The sequence below is a fragment of the Methylobacterium sp. Leaf94 genome, assembly GCF_001426045.1.
Lineage (GTDB): Bacteria > Pseudomonadota > Alphaproteobacteria > Rhizobiales > Beijerinckiaceae > Methylobacterium.
Map to the genome: position 1 here is coordinate 91244 of NZ_LMRM01000004.1, position 18893 is coordinate 110136.

17 protein-coding genes are annotated in these 18893 nt (G+C 71.7%); 5 read left to right on the forward strand and 12 right to left on the reverse strand.

Annotated features, from left to right (window positions below; all coding sequences use genetic code 11):
• Positions 1–21: 21 nt before the first annotated feature.
• Complete coding sequence (locus ASG63_RS03950; RefSeq protein WP_056212286.1) at positions 22–1329, reverse strand: NAD(P)/FAD-dependent oxidoreductase; 1308 nt, start codon at positions 1327–1329, stop codon at positions 22–24.
• 117 nt (positions 1330–1446) lie between these two features.
• On the reverse strand, positions 1447–1926 hold the full coding sequence (locus tag ASG63_RS03955) for a DUF2721 domain-containing protein (protein ID WP_056212365.1): 480 nt from the start codon (positions 1924–1926) through the stop codon (positions 1447–1449).
• 208 nt (positions 1927–2134) lie between these two features.
• On the opposite strand from ASG63_RS03955, the gene ASG63_RS03960 reads away from it, so the two are divergent.
• Entirely contained in the window at positions 2135–2335 is a 201-nt protein-coding gene (locus ASG63_RS03960; RefSeq protein WP_056212289.1) for a hypothetical protein, read from the forward strand.
• Between the two features lie 116 nt (positions 2336–2451).
• Here ASG63_RS03960 and ASG63_RS03965 read toward each other — a convergent pair whose 3' ends face one another.
• From ASG63_RS03965 to ASG63_RS24950, 3 genes are all read right to left on the reverse strand, one after another.
• On the reverse strand, positions 2452–3681 hold the full coding sequence (locus ASG63_RS03965) for an adenylate/guanylate cyclase domain-containing protein (protein ID WP_056212291.1): 1230 nt from the start codon (positions 3679–3681) through the stop codon (positions 2452–2454).
• A gap of 141 nt (positions 3682–3822) precedes the next feature.
• Entirely contained in the window at positions 3823–4842 is a 1020-nt protein-coding gene (locus ASG63_RS26330; protein WP_056212293.1) for a helix-turn-helix domain-containing protein, read from the reverse strand.
• Positions 4843–4953: 111 nt separating this feature from the next.
• Complete coding sequence (locus ASG63_RS24950; RefSeq protein WP_200957525.1) at positions 4954–5886, reverse strand: helix-turn-helix domain-containing protein; 933 nt, start codon at positions 5884–5886, stop codon at positions 4954–4956.
• A gap of 69 nt (positions 5887–5955) precedes the next feature.
• Between ASG63_RS24950 and ASG63_RS03980 the strand changes: the two genes are divergently transcribed.
• The 4 genes from ASG63_RS03980 to ASG63_RS03995 all read left to right on the forward strand — a co-directional run bounded on the left by ASG63_RS03980 (position 5956) and on the right by ASG63_RS03995 (position 9735).
• Positions 5956–7509, forward strand: coding sequence for a sensor histidine kinase (locus ASG63_RS03980; RefSeq protein WP_056212297.1), 1554 nt, complete (start codon positions 5956–5958; stop codon positions 7507–7509).
• Entirely contained in the window at positions 7502–7924 is a 423-nt protein-coding gene (locus ASG63_RS03985; protein WP_056212298.1) for a response regulator, read from the forward strand. Before ASG63_RS03980 ends, ASG63_RS03985 begins: the two co-directional genes overlap by 8 nt.
• A gap of 85 nt (positions 7925–8009) precedes the next feature.
• A complete protein-coding gene (locus ASG63_RS03990) occupies positions 8010–8633 on the forward strand; it encodes a response regulator transcription factor (RefSeq protein WP_056212301.1) in 624 nt (207 codons plus the stop codon).
• A gap of 163 nt (positions 8634–8796) precedes the next feature.
• Positions 8797–9735, forward strand: coding sequence for a pirin family protein (locus ASG63_RS03995; RefSeq protein ID WP_056212303.1), 939 nt, complete (start codon positions 8797–8799; stop codon positions 9733–9735).
• A gap of 202 nt (positions 9736–9937) precedes the next feature.
• Here the strand turns inward: ASG63_RS03995 and ggt are convergent, their stop codons facing one another.
• The 7 genes from ggt to ASG63_RS04030 all read right to left on the reverse strand — a co-directional run bounded on the left by ggt (position 9938) and on the right by ASG63_RS04030 (position 18824).
• The gene (ggt, locus tag ASG63_RS04000) at positions 9938–11515 is read right to left on the reverse strand and encodes a gamma-glutamyltransferase (RefSeq protein WP_056212304.1); all 1578 of its coding nucleotides are present in this window, start codon (positions 11513–11515) and stop codon (positions 9938–9940) included.
• A gap of 19 nt (positions 11516–11534) precedes the next feature.
• On the reverse strand, positions 11535–12464 hold the full coding sequence (locus ASG63_RS04005) for an ABC transporter ATP-binding protein (protein ID WP_056212306.1): 930 nt from the start codon (positions 12462–12464) through the stop codon (positions 11535–11537).
• Positions 12461–13492, reverse strand: coding sequence for an ABC transporter ATP-binding protein (locus ASG63_RS04010; RefSeq protein ID WP_056212308.1), 1032 nt, complete (start codon positions 13490–13492; stop codon positions 12461–12463). Before ASG63_RS04010 ends, ASG63_RS04005 begins: the two co-directional genes overlap by 4 nt.
• Positions 13493–13494: 2 nt before the next feature.
• Positions 13495–14403, reverse strand: coding sequence for an ABC transporter permease (locus ASG63_RS04015; protein WP_082559167.1), 909 nt, complete (start codon positions 14401–14403; stop codon positions 13495–13497).
• 199 nt (positions 14404–14602) lie between these two features.
• Positions 14603–15547 carry an ABC transporter permease gene (locus ASG63_RS04020; protein ID WP_056212310.1) on the reverse strand — a complete coding sequence of 315 codons (945 nt, stop codon included), beginning with the start codon at positions 15545–15547 and terminating at the stop codon, positions 14603–14605.
• Between the two features lie 16 nt (positions 15548–15563).
• Positions 15564–17069 carry an ABC transporter substrate-binding protein gene (locus tag ASG63_RS04025; protein WP_056212312.1) on the reverse strand — a complete coding sequence of 502 codons (1506 nt, stop codon included), beginning with the start codon at positions 17067–17069 and terminating at the stop codon, positions 15564–15566.
• A gap of 135 nt (positions 17070–17204) precedes the next feature.
• The gene (locus ASG63_RS04030; RefSeq protein WP_056212314.1) at positions 17205–18824 is read right to left on the reverse strand and encodes a gamma-glutamyltransferase family protein; all 1620 of its coding nucleotides are present in this window, start codon (positions 18822–18824) and stop codon (positions 17205–17207) included.
• Positions 18825–18893: the final 69 nt, after the last annotated feature.

An 18893-nucleotide genomic window follows, 5' to 3' on the forward strand; every position in this document is an offset into this window, starting at 1 on the left:
TGGCGCCTCCGGCGGGAGGCGTCAATCCGCGCGTTCGCGCGCCCGAACCGGGTTCCACCGCGGCCAGCCGAGGAGGCGCTGTGGCGCGAAGGGCGCCACCGGAACGGCGGGCGCGGCGCCGGTGGCGAGATCGGCCACCAGGCGCCCCGTGATCGGCCCCGTGGACAGGCCGATATGGCCGTGGCCGAACGCGAAGATCAGGCCGCGATGCCGGGGTGCCGGGCCGATCACCGGCAGGCCGTCCGGGGTCGAGGGGCGCGCGCCCATCCAGGGGCGGTTGTCGAGGCTCGCGCCCAGGCGCAGCGTTCCGCCCGCCTCCTGCGCGGCGGCCTCGATCTGGACGTAGTCGGGGGGAGCCTCGCGGGCATTGAGTTCGACGCCGGAGAGGACGCGCACGCGCCCCTCCCCCATCGGGGCGATGATCGAGCCGGCGCCGGTGTCGAGCACCGGGCGGGTCAGCGGCGGGCTGTCGGGATGCAGGGCGTAGTGGGCGTGGTAGCCGCGCTCCGCCGCGAAGGCGAAGCGGTAGCCGAGGCCGCGGGCGATCTCGCCGGAGGCGGCGCCCGCGGCCAGGACGACCTGGCGGGCCCGCACAGTGCCGCCGTCGTGGCGGATGCACCAGCCCTCCCCCTCGGGCTCGAGGTGCGTCGTAACCATTCGGAGCGTTCGTCCGCCGAGCCCGAGATAGAGGTGTTGATAGGCTTCCAGCAGCCCGCCCGGATCGCTCACGGCGCCGGTCTCCGGCAGGAGCATGCCGTGGGCGTAGGCCCGGATCAGGGCCGGCTCCGCGGCGCGGATGTCGTCCGGGTCGAGGATCTCGAAGGAGACGCCGTGCCGGCCCAGGATCGCCCGCTCCAGGGCCGCGCCGGCGAAGGCGGCGTGCGTCCGGTAGAGCTTGATCCAGCCGCAGCGGCGCAACAGGTGGCCGGCGCCCGCCCGCTCGGCCAGGGCGAGATGCGCGGGCAGCGCCGCGCTGGTCAGGGGCAGCAGGGACGCGGCGGCCCGCTCCCAGGCGGAGGTTCGGGCGGAGGCCAGGAAATGCGCCGTCCAGGGCAGCACGCGGGCGACGTGGGTGTGGCGCAGGCGCAGGCCCCGGTCGGCGTTGCGCAGGTAGGTCGGCAGCTTGGCCCAGAGGGCCGGGCTCGACATCGGAAAGATCGAGCCCCGGCTGATCACGCCAGCATTGCCGTAGGAGGTCCGGGCACGCGCCTCCCCGGGATCGCAGAGCAGGACGTCGAGGCCCCGGTCCCGCAGGGCGATCGCCGAGGCGAGCCCGACCATGCCGCCGCCGATGACGACCACATCCGCCTTCATTGTCTCGACGCTCATCGGACCTCGTCCCATCCCTGCCGGCGGACTGGCGCGTATCAGGGTGCGGCCCGTTGATCGAGACCGCCCGCACGCACGCCAGCCCCTCGTCCCCCGCGAGGCCGGCCCGCGCGCGGCTCAGGATGCGCCGCGTTCCCCCGCATGCTCCTGCTGGCGGTCGACCTCGTCCCGGATGCCGCGCCCGGCCATCAGGATCTCGACCAGGAAGGCGCAGACCGCGACCACGGTGCAGACCAGCGCCACGCCGAAGCAGGCGAACAGGATCGAGGCGGTCGCGGCATCGCGCAGGGCCCCGACGAACAGGGTGAGCACGGCGATACCGGTCATGACCGCGCCGGTGGAGGCCAGGACCACGGCGCCGTCCAGCACGAAGGAGCGCCGCCGCAGATACGACAATTGCCGGGAGAGGCGGACGGCCTCGTGCGGGTCGGCGGTCCGCAGACCGGCAGCCGCCGCATCGACCTTGTCGGCGACGCGGCCGAGGCGCGTCGAGAAGACGTTGAGCAGGGTCGCGAGCGCCGTCAGCAGGAACGCGGGCGCGAGGGCGATCTGGATGACGTGGGCGATGTCGTCGGGTGCGACGGGCGTGGGGGACATGAAGGCCTGATAGGCCAAAGCGCGACCGGCCGGAATACGCTCCGGTGCCACCGAGGCGAGGGGGGCAGCGTGTCCCAAGGCTCCGATCCCCGATCCTGCGACGCGACCGGGGAACCGCCCCCCGACAAGACGGTTGACGCTTACATTGGATCTGTTCTAATTCGTAAGTAGCAGCGGCGGCACGCCGCGCAGGATGGAGATCACCGACATGGCGAACGCGAAGTGCGAGAGCTGCAAGTTCTTCGACGAGCACAAGGTCAACGGCGCCGCCGCGGCGGCCGACGAGGGCCTGTGCCGGTTCAATCCGCCGGTGAGCCAGCCGGGTCCGTCGGATCACGGCCTGTGGCCGGTGGTCGGCTCGGCCGACTGGTGCGGCCACTTCGCGCCCGAGATGTCCGCCGCGGAGTAAGCGACGGCGTCGATCCCGCTTCGACCATCCCGAAGGCCAGCCGCGAGGCTGGCCTTTCCCGTTCCGGGGTCCTGCGGTTTCGGATAGCGCCTCGGTTCAGCGCGCCGGCCGCGGCGTCACGCACCGGCCTCGGCGTCGTCCGGGAAGGCCAGCACCTCCAGGGGATCGCCGACGCCGCGCAGGGGAAAGGTCCCGAGGGGCACGAGCTGGTGTCCGTCGCTGGAGCGGGCCGCGAAGGCGCCCGAGAACAGCACGCTGACGTCGAGGACCTTGGTCAGGCTCTCCAGCCGGGCCGCCACGTTCACGGCGGGCCCGATGATCGTGAAGTCCAGGCGCGAGCGCGAGCCGATGTTGCCGTACATCACCGCGCCGACATTGACGCCGATGCCGTAGCCGAGGCGCGGCTGCCCGCGCTCGGCCCGCGCCGCGTTCAGCGCTCGCATGGCGGCGCGCGCCTCCAGGGCGGCGGATTGCGCGGCGGTGCAGGCGGCCGGCGTGTCGAGGTGGAAGATCGCCAGCAGGCCGTCGCCCATGAATTTCAGGATCTCGCCCCCGTGCCGCTCGATCGGCAGGGAGATCGCGTCGAAGTAGTCGTTCAGCAGGGCGATGACGTCGTCGCGCGGCCACAGCTCGGAGATCTCGGTGAAGCCGCGCAGGTCGATCACCATGATGGCGGCCTCCACGGTGACGCCGCTGCCGCGCCGGGTCGCCCCGTTGAGGATCATCTCGCTGGCATGCGGTCCGACATAGGTGTCGAGGAGCAGGCGGGTCAGGCGGTTCTTGTGCCGGACCTCCGTGACCACCGACAGGGCCGGCAGGAGCGAGGCCAGGAGATCGAGGTCGTCGGGCGCGAACCCGCCGGGCCGATCGGCCGAGAAGGTGACGATGTGGCTCTTGCCGAGGGTGTAGTGCAGCGGCCAGGCGACGTAGTCGGTCAGGCCCTCCGCGCGCAGGTCACGGTAGATCCCGTAATCCGTCGCCGGCTGCGCCGGCTCTTCCAGGCGCTTCCGGACCCGCTCCGCGCCGTTGAAGATCTCGGCGGCCGGGCTGAGCTTGAACTGGTCGGTCTCGACGATGCCGTACTCGAAGTTCTGCAACGCGGCCGCCTCAAGGCCGGTCCGCCAGAGGATGCGGGTTCCGAGCCACAGGGGATGATGCGTCCGCAGGTGGATCGTGCCCCGCGCCACCGGGATCCCGGCCTCGCGCAGGCGCCGGCAGAATGCCACGAAGATATCGTCGAGGAAGCGCTCCCCCCGGGTTCCCGCCAGGAGCCAATCGAGCATCTCCCCGCGCAGCTGGGCCCGTGCGAAGCGACGGGTCTCGTCCTGGTGCAGGGGACTGTTCATGGCCGCGCCTCGCTGCCTGCCGTCGCCGTCCGAGCCGGGTACGGCGTGCCGGGACCGGCCGGTGATTCCGCGATCATGGAGCCGTCGGCCCGCGCGCACCAGGGCGCCTCGACATTAAGGCGCGGTCACGCCGATGCCCTGTCACGCCGAGATCTTTCGGGGATCCACGCCCGGCTCCTCCGGCTCGACCATCCGGCGCCAGCGCCCGGGGCTCACACCCGCCTCGCGGGCGAAGACGCGGGTGAAATGGCTCTGGTCGGCGAACCCGCAGGCGAGCGCGATCTCGGCCAGCGACGGGCCGGGCCCCCGCATCAGGGTCTTGGCCCGGGCGATGCGCTGACGGACGAGCCAGACATGGGGCGAAACCCCGAGGGACTGGCGGAACGCCCGGGCGAAGTGGCTCACGGAGAGGCCGCACGCCACCGCGATCGCCTGCAGGCTCGGCGTGTCGCCCAGCCCTGCGCGCAGGCGGTCCTGGGCGCGGCGCAGCTGCCAGGGGGCGAGCCCGCCCCGGGCCGGCTCCGCGGCGAGGCCCGGATCGGCATGGAGGCCGATCAGATGCGCCCCGATGGCCCGGCCGATCTGCAGGCGAAACACGGCCGCGCCGCGATCCGGCCGATCGAGCGTAGCGGCGGCGCTGGCGGCGAGGTCATGGATCGTCGGGTCGACCAGGACCCTGCCGTCGACCGGCTTCAGAGCCTCGAGCGGATCGATGTCCCCGAGGCCCATGCTCGCGGCCACCTCGACGAGGATCCGGCGCGACAGCCAGATCTGCACCGCGACGCCCCGATAGCTGGCCGGGGGCCTGATGCGGCGATCGAGGAGCGTGACGGCGCTGGCGCAGATGCGCTCGGGGGCGGGTCGGAGGGGACCGCCCGCCGGCCAGCCCCCGTCATCGGCCCGCTGCACGCGGATCAGCAGCCCCTCGCCGTAGGTCTGCGGCTGCGGTGCCGTCGTTCGCCCGACGGCGGGGAGCTCCGAGACCACGATGCCGTCCGTCTCCGCATCCGGCGACCGGGTCGTGCGAACGGGTTCGGGACCGGGCTCCCGCGGGGGTTCGACCGTGCGCGGGCGCTGGCCGGGCTCCAGGGCTGGCCGCCGGCGGCGCGGCAGCGGCGGAATCGCGAGCCGGGCCGCAGGGGTGTCGGCTGACCGATGCATCCTCGTCTCCACAGCAGACCTTCGGGTGAGGACACCCTGCCGGCGGGACGGGGCAACGGTCTTTCGCAGACTTGCTCGGCCGTTACGCGATCCTGCTCTTTGCCGGGCGCCTCAGGGCGCAAGCTGCCGGTATTCCCCCGGCGTGCAGCCCGTCACCCGCTTGAAGGCGGTGCTGAAGGCGGCCTGGCTCGAGAAACCGGACGAAAGGGCGACATCCACCAGCGGCAGCTTGCGCTCGGCCAGGAGCCGGCGGGCGCGCGCCAGCCGCTCGGCGCTGACGAAGCCGTAGGGCGTCTTGCCGGTGACGCGCTCGAACAGGCGCGCGAAGTGGAACGGGCTGAGGCAGGCGGCGGCGGCGAGTTCGGTCACGCCGAGGTCGCGATCGAGGTTGTCGCGGATGAAGGCGATCGCCCGCTGGATGCGCTCGGGACAATCGTGGTCGCCGCAGACCGGATCGGCCCGGTCCGGACGGTCGTGGCCGTAGGCCTGCGCCACCCGGGCCGTGAGGGCGAGGGCCGCAGCCTCCACCATCATCCGGCCCGCCGAGGATTCCCGGACGAGTTCGCTGAGGATCGACAGCCCGATCTGGCGGATCAGTGGATCCGGCACATCGGCGAGGTAGCGCACGGTGTCGGCGCGGATGCGGGCATCGCCGTAGAGGTTCGCCAGGGCCGCGAAGCGCTCGGCCGGCAGGTAGATGTGCAGGATCTCGGTCAACGGGGCCGAAATGTTGATGTCGTCCTCCCCGACGCCGACGGGGCAGAGCCAGATCGTGCCCGCCTCGACCGCCGTCCGCTGGCGGAGACCGGCGCCCTTGCGGCTGACATGCGCCCCCGGAACGCGGCGCGTCGCCAGGGTGATCTCCATCTGGGTCGGTACGATCGCCGGCAGATCGCCGGCCGGATGCGAGCGCAGCTCCGCCGCGACCCCCTGCCACTGCCGGCCCCGGGAGGTCGCAAGCAGGCCGGCCTTGGGAAACTTGTGGGCGCTGTGCCGGTGCAGATCCATGCCCGCACCGTGCAATCCTTGCGTCGGGCGCGCCATTATACAGGTGTATCGGAGACCCCCCGGGCGCGGTCCCGCTATCCTGTCGGACCCCGGTGGATGAGGTGCATGCGGCACGGTTTCTCGCGGCAACGGTTTGCACGCCCGACGGACTCGCGACAGGCGCTGCCGCGCCAGGTCTTCTCCCGCTGGCCCAGCCGCGCCTCCGCCTCGGCCCATGACGGTCCCATCGGCATCGACGATCTTCCGGCCTGGATGCTGGCCGCGCCGCCGGGGCGGCGCCGGGCCCGGGCGACGGCCATCGGCACGGCGGCCCTGCTGATCCTGCCATCCATGGGCCTCGCCGGCCTCGCGGGCTGGGCCGCCGCGGCCCGGGGCGGGGCGCCCGCCCTCGTCCTCGGCGCACTCGCCCTCGCCGCCGGGGGCGCGGCCCTCGCCGTGGCGGCCCGACAGGCGCAGCGGTACCGGATCGGCGAGACGCGCCTGGAGGCCATCTTCGAGCGGTCCGGCATCTCGATGTGGCGCGAGGACTGGACGGCGGCGGGCGAAGCGGTGATGGCCCTGCGCCGGGCCGGCACGGTGGACATCGAATCCCACTTCGCGAGCCGGCCGGAGGCGCTTCGCGCCCTGCGACGGCAGGTCATCGTCACCGACGTGAACGGCTTCACGGTCGAGGAGACGGGCGCCTCCGGCAAGGACGCCTATCTGGGTCCCCTGGACCGTCTCCTGCCGGACACCGACCAGACCTTCGTGCAGTGGCTGGTGGCCTTCGGCCGGGGCGACCGCTTCTTCCGCTCGGAAGCCCACGTGGTGCGCGCCGACGGCAGCGAGATCGACATGCTGTTCACCGCCATGCTGCCCCGGGACCTGGCGGGCTTCTCCGAGATCGTCGTGACGGCCCTCGACGTGACAGCCTTCAAGCAGGCCCAGAAGCGCTTCGCCCGGGCCGACACCGAACTCGCGCGCGCCTCCCGCATCACCACCGTGGGGGCGCTCAGCGCCTCCATCGCCCACGAGGTCAATTCCCCCCTGGCGGCCATCCTGGCCAACGCACAGGCCGCCACCCGCTGGCTGCGGCGCCCGGTGCCGGATATCGGCGAGGCCGCGGCGGCCCTCGACGACGTCGTCACCGAGGCGACCCGCGCCCGCGACGTGATCGCCCGGACCCGGTCCTATCTCGGCAACGCCCCGCGCGCCTCCGCCCCCGTGGACCTCCTCCAAGCGGCCCGCGACGCGAACCTGCTTGTCGAGGGCGAACTGCGCCTGCACCGGGCCGCCGTCCACATCGCGGCCGAGGGCGCGATTCCCTGGATCGACGCCGATGCGATCGGCCTGCAGCAGGTCTTCGTGAACCTGCTCCTGAACGCCGCCCAGGCGATGGCGGAGGGGGACGGACCGCGCGACGTCACCGTGACGATCCGGGCCACGGGCGAGGCGGTGACGGTCGACGTCACCGATACCGGCCCCGGCATCGCGCCCGAGCGGCGCGCCCACATCTTCGAGCCGTTCCACTCGACCCGGGCGGGCGGGATGGGCATGGGCCTCGCCATCTGCCGCAACCTCATCGATGCCCATGGCGGCGACATCTGGGCCGATGCCGCGCCCGGGGGCGGGGCCGCCTTCCACTTCACCCTCCCGGTCGCCGGACCCGCCCATGGCTGAGCCCGCCGCCGGAGATTCCGCCACCCGGAACGCGGCCCCGCGGGCGCCCGTCGTCGCCATCGTGGACGACGACCCGGCGATCCGCTCGGCCCTGTCGCGGCTCGCCCGCTCCCTCGGCTACGCCCCCGCCTCCTTCGCCGGGGCCGAGCCGCTCCTGAACGCGGCGGACGATGCGGGGATCGCCGTCGTCGTCACGGACGTGCAGATGCCGGGCCTGAACGGTCTCGACCTCCTGCGGCTCCTGCGCCTGCGCCGACCGACGCTGCCGGTCATCGTGATGACGGCCTATCCGAGCGAGTCGAGCCGTGCGCGGGCGCTGGCCTCCGGCGCCTTCGCCTACCTTGCCAAGCCCTTCGACGCCGAGCAGTTCGAACACTGCCTGGGCAGCGTCCTCGGCATCACGCGCCACCCGTGATACGCAGGTGCCTCATCCGCAGAAGATGCACCTGGCCGGCGCGTATCTTGTAAGCTTGCCCAGTGTATTCGCTTTCCTTGGAAAGATGTCCGAAGCGACCGTCCACATCGTCGACGATGATCCGGCCCTGCGTTGCGCGCTGATGCGTCTGTGCCGGTCGAGCGGATTGCTTGCGGTCGGTCACGGAGACGCTGCCGCACTCGCCGCGACACGGGTCCGGACGGCACCGGAATGCATCCTCCTCGACGTTCGTCTTGCCGGGGAGAACGGCCTCTCGGTCCAGGAAGCCCTGCGTTCGGCCGGCAGCACCGTGCCGATCATTTTCCTGACCGGCTTCGGCACCATCCCGATGACGGTGCGGGCGATGCGCGGCGGCGCGGTGGAGTTCCTGACGAAGCCGGTGGTGGCCGAGGTCCTGCTCGATGCCGTGCACCGGGCCCTCGAAGCCGATGCGGCGGCCCTGGAGGCCCGCCGCGCCCGGGAGGCTTTGGCCGAGCGTCTGCAGGCCCTGACCCCGCGCGAGCTGGACGTGATGCGCTGCGCCATCGGCGGCCTGATGAACAAGCAGATCGCCGCCGAACTCGGGATCACCGAGATCACCGCCAAGGTCCACAAGCGGCGGGTGATGGAGAAGATGCAGGCCCGATCCCTGGCCGACCTCGTGCGCATGGCCGACCAGATCGGCGTGGCGGCGACCCGCCAGCGCTGAGGCACGGCGCGAAGGTGCAAAGCGAAGCCGGATTCGACAATCCCATCCCCTCCCCCGGCCTCCAGATGCGAGCGGGCCGGCACCCGGGCCGGCGCCGCCTGCCGGGCGAGGCGGTCGGCACGGGACGATCCGGCTTGGCGGCCATGACACGGGAGGACATCGAATGAGCTGGCACAGTGCGGAGGACCCGATCCCGGGCGACCGCTTCACCTGCGACGCGATCAAGACCCTGATCGTGCCGCGCTCGCGGGACCTCGGCTCCTTCGCGGTCCGGCGTGCCCTGCCGTCGACCGAGTGCCGGATGGTCGGCCCGTTCATCTTCTTCGACCAGATGGGCCCGTCCGAGTTCCTGCTCGGCCAGGGCATGGACGTGCGGCCCCACCCGCATATCGGCCTGTCGACGGTGACCTACCTGTTCGAGGGGGAGATCCTGCACCGGGACAGCCTGGGCACCGCGCTGCCGATCCGGCCGGGCGCGCTGAACTGGATGACGGCCGGGCGGGGCATCACCCATTCCGAGCGCACCGGGGCGGACCTGCGCCGGACCGGCTCGACCCTGTTCGGCCTTCAGAGCTGGGTGGCGCTGAGCCGCCAGGACGAGGAGACCGCGCCGGCCTTCGAGCATTACGAAGCCGAGGCGCTGCCGATCCTCGGCGGCGAGGGCAAGACCGTCCGGTTGATCGCCGGCGAGGCCTTCGGGGCGTCATCGCCGGTGCGGACCTCGAGCCCGATGGTCTATGCCGACGTGAGGCTCGAGGCCGGCGCGGTGCTGCCCCTCGACCCGACCTACGACGAGCGTGCCATCTACACGGTCTCGGGCGCCATCGACATCGCCGGGGACGGGTTCGGCCCGGGCCAGCTCCTCGTCTTCCGGCCGGGCGACCGGATCAGCGTGCGGGCGACCGAGACCGCCCGCTTCATGGTCCTGGGCGGCGAGCCGATGGACGGCCCGCGCCACCTCTGGTGGAACTTCGTCTCCTCCCGGCCCGAGCGGATCGAGCAGGCCAAGGAGGATTGGCGCCAGGCCCGCTTCGACACCGTGCCGGGGGAAACCGAGTTCATCCCCCTGCCCGAGCAGCCGGCCCCGGTGCGCTACTCGTGAGCCGGATGCCCGCGCCTCAGACCCTCTCCGGTCGATTCCTCCGGCGCCCTTCGCGCACGGATCCCCTCTCCTGGAAGGAGAGGGACAGGGCGAGGTGTGTGACTTCCGCGGATGGGGTACGGCGCTCACCCCGACCCTCTCCCCATGGGAGAGGGGGCCTGTCCCGACCGGTCCAATCGACGCGATCGACGGGAAAGAACGTTCAGTAGCCGAGGGCGCAGCCGTCCTTGCGCGGATCGGATCCGGCGGCGCGCATGCCCGTCGCCGGGTCGATCCAGATGATCTGGCCGCCGCCGATCGGGACCGGGGCCGGCACCGTGACGTGCCCGCGCGCGGCCAGCCCCTCGGCGAGCCCGGCGCCGAAGCCGCCTTCCACCTCGATGCCGCCGCCATAGGCGAAGCTGCGCGGCGCATCGAGGGCCTCCTGCACGTCGAGGCCCCGGTCGATGATGCCGGTGAGCAGCTCGACATGGCCCATGGCCTGGTAGTGCCCGCCCATCACGCCGAAGGGCGCCACCACGGCGCCGTCGCGCATCAGCATGCCGGGGATGATGGTGTGCATCGGGCGCTTCGAGGGCGCGATGGTGTTGGGATGGCCGGGCTCGACCCGGAACGAGAAGCCGCGGTTGTGCAGCAGCACGCCGCTCTCCGGCGCGGTGATGCCGCTGCCGAAGCCCTGGAAGATCGAGTTGATCAGCGAGATCGCGTTGCCGTCGCGGTCGACCACGCAGAGGTAGACCGTGTCGGTGTGCCGGATCTCCGGCCACAGCACCGGCGTCTGCGCGTGGGCCATGTCGATGGCGCCGTGCGCCCGCGCCTGCCAGGCCTGGGAGAGCAGGTGCTCCACCGGCACGGCGTTCACGACCGGATCGGCGAAGAGCGCGTCGCGGTGGTGGTAGGCCTGCTTGCAGGCTTCCGCGAAGAGGTGGACCCGGTCCAGTTCGGACAGCGCGCCGACGTCGTACTGCGACAGCACGTTCAGCATCATCAGGGCGGCGAGGCCCTGGCCGCTCGGGGGACATTCGTAGACGTCGTAACCCCGGTAGCGGGTCGAGATCGGCGTCACGTATTCGGGCGCCGCGTTGGCGAAATCCTCCAGCGTGTGCAGGCCGCCGAGTTCGCGCAAGGTGCGCACCATGTCCTCGGCCACCGGGCCCTCGTAGAAGCCGGGGGCGCCGTGCTCGGCGATGCGCCGCAGGGTGGCGCCGAGCTTCGGGTGGCGCATGATCGTGCCGACCTTCGGCGCCTCGCCGTCGACGAGGTAGGCGGCGGCCGAGCCGGGATCGGCCCGCAGCTTGTCGCGGTTGCGCGCCCAGTCGTAGGCGACGCGCGGCTGCACCGGATAGCCCTCCTCGGCGTAGCGGATCGCCGGCTGCAGCAACTCGCCCAAGGTGCGGGTGCCGTGATCGGCGAGCAGCCGCGCCCAGGCCGCGACGGCGCCCGGAACCGTGACGGCGTGCGGCGAGGTCGCGTCGATCGCCACCTGGTTCTCCACGTACCAGGCGTCGTGCGCGGCGGCCGGGCTGCGGCCGGAGCCGTTCAGCGTGACCGGCACGGCGGCGCCCTTCGGCGCGTAGAGGGCGAAGCAGTCGCCGCCGATGCCGGTCATGGCCGGCTCGACCACGCCCTGCACCGCCACCGCCGCGATGGCGGCGTCGACGGCGTTGCCGCCGGCCTTCAGGACCTCGATGGCGGCCAGCGAAGCGAGGGGATGGGAGGTCGCGACCGCGGCGTTGGCGGCATAGACGGGCGAGCGGCCCGGTTTCGAGAAGTCTCTCACGGCGTCGGGTCCTTGGGGGTCAGGAATAGCGGGTGTCGGCGACCCAGTGGCCGGGAGCGACCTCGACCAGGCCGCCGATGGCATCCGGATCGGCGGGGGGCAGGAGGGAGGCGGCGCGCAGGCGGCCGCGCTCCTCCACGGGGTTGGGCACCGGCACGGCGCTGAGGAGGCGCCGGGTGTAGGGATGGCGCGGATCCTCGTAGAGGGCATCGGCCTCGGCGAGTTCCACCACCCGGCCGTGCCAGAGCACGGCGACGCGCTGGCAGAGGTAGCGCACCATGCGCAGGTCGTGGGAGATGAACAGGTACGAGATGCCGAGCTCGTCCTGCAGGTCCTGCAGCAGGTTGACGACCTGGGCCTGGATCGAGACGTCGAGGGCGGCGATCGGCTCGTCGGCGACGATGAAGCTGGGTTTCAGCGCGATCGCGCGGGCGATGCAGATGCGCTGGCGCTGCCCGCCGGAGAACTGGTGCGGGTAGCGCCGGGCGAAGCGCGGATCGAGTCCGACCCGGGCCAGCAAGCCCTCGACCTCGTCGCGGCGCTCGCCCCGGGCCATGCCGGGCCGGTGCAGCCGGAACGGCTCTGCCACGTAGTCGCCGATGCTCATGCGCGGGTTGAGGGCCGCGTAGGGGTCCTGGAACACCATCTGGATGCGGGCGCGCATCCGGCGCATCTCCCCGGCGGAGAGCTTGGCGAGGTCGGTGCCCTCGAAGGCGACGGTGCCGGCGCTCGGCGGGTTCAGCATGGTGACGGCACGGCCGATGGTGGACTTGCCCGAGCCGGATTCCCCCACGAGGCCCAGCGTTTCGCCCGGCCGGATGTCGAAGCTGACATCCTGGACCGCCCGGAACACCGCGCTTTTGCCGCCCCACCAGCTGCGCAAGGGGTAGTGCTTGCTCAGGTTGCGCACCGAGAGCAGCGGATAGCGGTCGGCGGGCTCAGGCCTCATCGTGCGGCTTCCTCGGCGGCGAGGCGCGCCGGCAGGTCGTACCACGCCGCCACGAGGTGGCCCGGGGCGGCGCCGGGGGCCTGGGCCAGGGGCGGCGCCTCGGTGAGGCAGCGCGACGTCGCGTACGCGTTGCGCGCGGCGAAGGGGTCGCCCGGCGGCGGATGGCGCATGTCCGGGGGAGCGCCCTCGATCTGATGCAGGCGCCGGCGCCCGGCCCGGCCGCGGCTCAGGTCGGGCAGCGAGCGCAGCAGACCGAGGGTGTAGGCGCTGCGCGGATCGCGGAAGAGGTCGTCCACCGGGCCGCGCTCGAGGATGCGGCCGGCATACATGACCTGCACGGTGTCGGCGATGCCCGCCACCACGCCGAGATCGTGGGTGATCCAGATGATCGCCATGCCGATCTCGCGCTTGAGCTCCTGCACCAGACCGATGATCTCCGCCTGCACGGTGACGTCGAGGGCGGTCGTCGCCTCGTCGGCGATGAGAAGCTTGGGGCGGCACGACAACCCGATGGCGATCATCACCCGCTGGCGCTGGCCGCCGGAGAACTCGTGCGGGTACTGGTCGAGGCGGGCGCCGGCGTTCGGGATGCGCACGAGGTCGAGGAGGTCGCGGGCCCGGGCCCGCGCCGCCCGGCCGTCGAGGCCAAGATGGATGCGCAGGGGCTCGATGATCTGCGCGGCCACCGTCATGCCGGGGTTGAGCGAACTCATCGGGTCCTGGAACACGAAGCCGATCTGCCCGCCGCGCACCTTCCGCAGGTCGCGCTCCGGCAGGCGCAAGAGGTCGCGGCCGGCGAACAGCACCTGCCCGCCGGTGATGCGGCCGGGCGGGCGCGGGATCAGCCCCAGCATCGCCAGCACGTGCACGCTCTTGCCCGAGCCGGATTCGCCGACGATGCCGAGGGTCTCGCCCTCCTTGAGCGTATACGACACGCCGTTGACCGCGTGGACCGCGCCGCCCTCGCTGTCGAAGGCGACGCCGAGGTCGCGGACGTCGAGCAGGGGCTTCGGGCTCTCCGGAACCATGGTCAGGTCCTCTGCCGGGGGTCGAGGGCATCGCGCAGGCCGTCACCGAGAAGGTTGAAGGCCAGCACCGCAAGGAAGATCGAGGCCCCGGGCCAGATCGCCATCCAGGGCGCCTGCTCGAGGAAGTTCTTGGCGACGTTGAGCATCGAGCCCCAGGACGGCTCGGGCGGCTGCTGGCCGAGGCCGAGGAAGGACAGGCTGGCCTCGGCGATGATCGCCGCCGCGATGGTCAGGGTCGCCTGGACCAGGATCGCGGGCACGATGTTGGGCACGATGTGGCGGATGGCGATCCGCCAGGGCGGGTTGCCGACGGCGCGGGCAGCCTCCACGAACTCCTCCGCCGCCACCGCCTGCACCTGCGCCCGGGTCAGGCGCACGAAGGTCGAGGTGGCCGAGAGGCCGATCGCCACCATGGCGTTGGTCAGGCTCGGACCGAGGAAGGCGGCGAGCGCGATGGCGAGGATCAGGAACGGAATCGCCAGGAGGGCGTCGGTCAGGCGCATGATCGCCAGGTCGACCATGCCGCCGGCATAGCCGGCCAGCAGGCCGAACGGCAGGCCGAGCGCCACCGCGAGAGCCACCGAGGTCAGGCCGGCGCCGAGGGAGGCCCGCGCCCCGAAGACGATGCGCGACAGCACGTCATGCCCGACCTCGTCGGTGCCGAAGGGATGCGCCCAGCTCGGCGGAGAGCGGATGGCGCCCCAATCGGTTGCGATGGGATCGTAGGGCGCGATCCCGTCGGCGAAGATTGCCATCAAGATCAGCGCCACCACGATGACGAGGCCCACCATGGCGGTGCGGCGCGCTTTCAAGCGCGTCCAGAATTCGCGGATCGGGCTCGGCTCGGCGCGGAGCGCGGGCTCGGCGGCCGACAGGGCGATGCCGGGCGGGGCGATGGCAGCCTTGGTCATCGGGCGCCACTCCCGTCGATCGGTTCCTGCCAGGCGATCACGCGCTTCCCTCCCCCTCGTGGGGAGGGATCGAGGGTGGGGGTGGCGCCGTTAGCCTTCGCATTTGGAGGGTCACCCAGCCTTCTACTCCGCCCCACAAGGGGGAGGAGAGACGCGCTCGATATCCCCGCGATGCGGTGCTCCTGCACAACGCCCATGCTCACGCGCGCCTCAGCTTCGGGTTGACGAAGGCCGCGAGGAGGTCGGCCGCGAGGTTGAGGAGGACGTAGGTGGTGGCGGTGCAGATCACGACGCCCTGCACGGTGGCGTAGTCGCGGTTGAACACCGCATCGACCATCAGCTTGCCGAAGCCCGGCACCGAAAACACCTGCTCGGTGAGCACCGCGCCGGAGAGAAGCTGCCCGAATTCGAGGGCGCCCAGGGTGATGATCGGGATCGCGGCGTTGGGCAGGGCGTGGCGCAGGATCAGGCGCAGGGGCGAGACGCCCTTGGCCCGGGCGGTGCGGACGTAGTCCGAGCCGAGCACGCCCAGCATCGCCGCGCGGGTGTGGCGCATCATCACCGCCGCGATGGCGTTGCCGAGGACGAAGGCCGGCATCGCCATGGAGCGCAGGTTCTCGGACAAGCTCACGAAGGGCGAGACGTAGCCGGACGCCGGGAGCCAGCCGAGCTGCACGGAGAACAGCAGGATCATCAGGATGCCGAGCCAGAAATTCGGTACCGACAGGCCCCAGAGGGCGATGCCGTTGGCCAGGGTGTCGGCAGCCGTTCCGCGCTTGACCGCCGACAGGATCCCCATCGGCACGCCGATGACGAGCGCCACCAGCATGGCGAGGCAGGCGAGTTCGAGGGTGACCGGCAGCTTCTCGATGACGAGGTCGAGGACCGGCTTCTGCAGGCGGATCGACTCGCCGAGATCGCCCTGCAGCACGCCGCCGGCCCAGAGGGCGTAGCGCACGGGCAGGGGCTGATCGAGGTGGTACTTCTGCCGGATGAAGGCGATGACCTCGGGGTCGCGCTCCTCGCCGGACAGGGCCGTCGCGGTGTCGCCCGGCAGCAATTGCTGCAGGGTGAAGATGATCATCGAGGCGATCACCAGGGTTGGGATCGCGAGCGCCAGGCGCTGGACGAGAAAGCGCAGCATCGGCCGGGCCTCCGCCTCAGTTGAGCGTGAGGCCGGTGAAGCGCACGAGGCCGTCGGGATAGGGCGTGAAGCCGGTGAGCTTGGTGCTGTAGGCCCAGAACAGCTTGCGGTGGAACAGGTAGATCAGCGGCCGGTCGGCCATCACCCGGTCGGCGAGCTGTTTCCAGGCCTCGGCGCGCTGGCCGGGATCGACCGTGGCACGCTCGGCGCCGAGCGCCGCGTCCGCCTCCGGGTTGCAGTAGCGGGCGTAGTTCAGGGGCGTCTTGCAGGCGAGGAAGCTGAAGGTGTTGCCGTCGGGATCGGGCCGGCCGCTCCAGGAATAGAGGTAGGCGTCGAAATTGCCCTTGTCGGCGGCGTCCAGCGCGGTGGTGAAGTCGGTGGCCTGGAGCTTCACATCGAAGCCGGCCTCACGGGTCATCGCCTGGATGACCTGGCCCACCTGGGGCGCCTCGTTGTTGGCGTAGACCGTGAGGGTCACGCTCGGCTTCGGCACCCCGGCCTCCGCCAGCAGGGCCTTGGCCTTGGCCACATCCCGCTTCGGGATCGGATACGCCTGCACGTAGGCCGGGTGCTTGGGCGAGACCCACTGGTTGCCGGGCAGGAACTCGCCGCTGAACACCACCTGGTTGAGGGCGTTGCGGTCGATGGCGAGGTCGAAGGCGGCGCGCACGCGCGGGTCGGCCACCGCCGAGCCCGCCCTGTTCGGGTTGAACACGATGGACTGGAAGCCGAGCTCGATGGTCGAGCCGATCTTGAGCTTCGGGTCGCGGCTCACCTGCGGCAGGTCGGTCGGGGTCAGCCGCTCCAGCAGGTCGAGCTGGCCGGCGCGGAGGTTCGTCAGGCGCACGGTGCCGTCGGGGATCGGCCGGAACTCGATGCGCTGAAGGTGGATCTGGTCCTTGTTCCAGTAATCGTCGAAGCGCTCGACCACGATCCGGTCCTGCGGCACCCGCTCGACGAACTTGAACGGCCCGGCGCAGACGGGAGCGGTGGAGAACTTGTCGCCCAGGCGCTCGGCGGCCTTGGGCGAGACCATCATGCCGGCGCGGTCGGTGAACTGCGCCATCAGGGGGGCGAACGGCGTCTTGAGGAGGATCTTGAAGGTCAGGTCGTCGACGACCTCGACCCGGTCGATCGGTGCGATCTCGCCGCGCCGCTGCGATCCGGGCAGCTTCATGTGCCGCTCGAGGCTGTACTTGGCCGCAGCCGCGTCGAGCTTCTCGCCGTCGTGGAACAGCACGCCGGGCCGCAGGGTCATGGTGAGGGTCTTCTGGTCCTCCGACAGGCTCCAGCCGGTGGCGAGCTGCGGCACCGGCTTCAGGTCGGGGCCGATATCCACGAGCTTGTCGCACAGGGCGGCGAAGACCATGCGGCCGGCGAAGGTGCGGGCCAGCGTCGGGTCGAGGGCGTCCGGGTCCTCCATCAGGCCGAAGCGCAGGGTCTGGGCCTGCGACGCCCCGACGAGAACGGGCGACAGCGCGGCAATGCCCGCGACGAGGCCGACAGCGAACAGACGCAGCATCAAGCTTCCTTCAGAACAGGGATCGGTCCGGATCGCGGATCGGTCGCACCCGAGGGCCGATCGGCACGAGCCGGGAAGACGTTCGAAAGTGCATACATTATCCGTGCCAGCGGATGCTGGCGCAAGCGCGGCCAATTACCAAACCGCCACTTGCCCATCGCGGCGCGGATCGCTGGCGCCGACATAGCCCTCGGTGCCCGCATCCCCCATGCGCCAAATGAACTGGCCGGCGCCGAAATCCTGGTAGCTGTCCTGGATCACGTCGACCCGGTGGCCGCGCTCCACGAGGCCCTGCAGGGTCGCGGCCGGCATCGTCGCCTCGGCGTTGATCTCCAGGCCCGCGTTGAAGCGCCAGCGCGGCGCGTCGCAGGCGGCCTGCGGATTCTGGCCGTGGTCGATCATCCGCACCAGGGTCTGCAGGTGGCCTTGCGGCTGCATGTTGCCGCCCATCACGCCGAAGCTCATCACGGGCGCGCCGCCCTGCGTGAGGAAACCCGGGATGATGGTGTGGAAGGGCCGCTTGCCCGGCGCCACCACGTTCGGACTGCTCGGGTCCAGCACGAAGCCGTAGCCGCGGTTCTGCAGCGACAGGCCCCATTCGGGCACGACCACGCCCGAGCCGAAGCCCATGAAGTTCGACTGGATGAAGCTCACCATCATGCCGGATTCATCGGCCGCCGTGAGGTAGACGGTGCCGCCGCGCACCGGGTTGCCGGCGCCGAAATCCTGCGCCTGGCGCGGGTCGATCAGCTTGGCGCGGTCCGCCAGATAGGCGGGGTCGAGCATCGCCTCCGGGCTGACCTGCATGCTGCGCGCGTCGGCGACGTAGCGGTAGGTGTCGGCGAACGCGAGCTTCATCGCCTCGATCTGCAGGTGCTGCGCCGCCGGCCCGTCGGGGGCCAAGCCCGCGAGGTCGAAGGAGTCGAGGATGCCGAGGGCGATCTGGGCGGCGATGCCCTGCCCGTTCGGCGGGATCTCGTGCAGGGTGTAGCCGCGGTAGTCCTTGGCCGTCGGCGTCACCCATTCGGGCCGGAAGGCGGAAAGGTCCGCCACCGTCATGGCGCCGCCATGGGCCGCGGCGTGGCGGGCCATGGCCTCCGCGATCTCGCCCTCGTAGAAGGCCCGCCCCTTGGTCTCGGCGATGGCCCGCAGCGACCGGGCGATGCCCGGCAGGGTGACGCGCTCGCCCACATGGGGGGCGCGGCCGCGGGGCAGGAAGGTTTCGGCGAAGCCGGGCTGGCTCACGAGATCGGCGACCGTCGCGGCGGCCGCCCATTTCTGCTGCACCACGACCGGCGCGAGGTAGCCGCGCTCGGCGATCTCGATGGCGGGCTGCAGGAGATCGGCGAAGGGCAGCGTCCCGAAGCGCTCACTCAGGGCCACCCAGGCCGCGACGGCGCCCGGCACCGTGACGGAATCCCAGCCCCGCATCGGCGGGCGCTCGGCTGCCCCGTATTTCCGGGCGAAGTAGTCGGGGGTCCAGGCCGCCGGCGCCCCGCCCGAGGCGTTGAGGCCGTGCAGCGCCTTGCCGTCCCACAGGATGCAGAAGGCGTCCGAGCCGAGGCCGTTGCTGCAGGGCTCGGTGATGGTCTTGGCCGCCGCCGTGGCGATGGCGGCATCGACCGCATTGCCGCCCTGCCACAGCATGCGGATGCCGGCCTGGGCCGCGAGGGCGTGCGAGGTCGAGACCATGTTGCGGCCGAAGATCGGCATCCGCACGGTGGGGTAGCCGGTGGTCCAGTCGAACGGCTTCATCGGATCGGGGTCTCGCGCATCGGGGGATCCGGCGATGATGGAGACAAACGCCGGGTCCGCCAAGTCGCG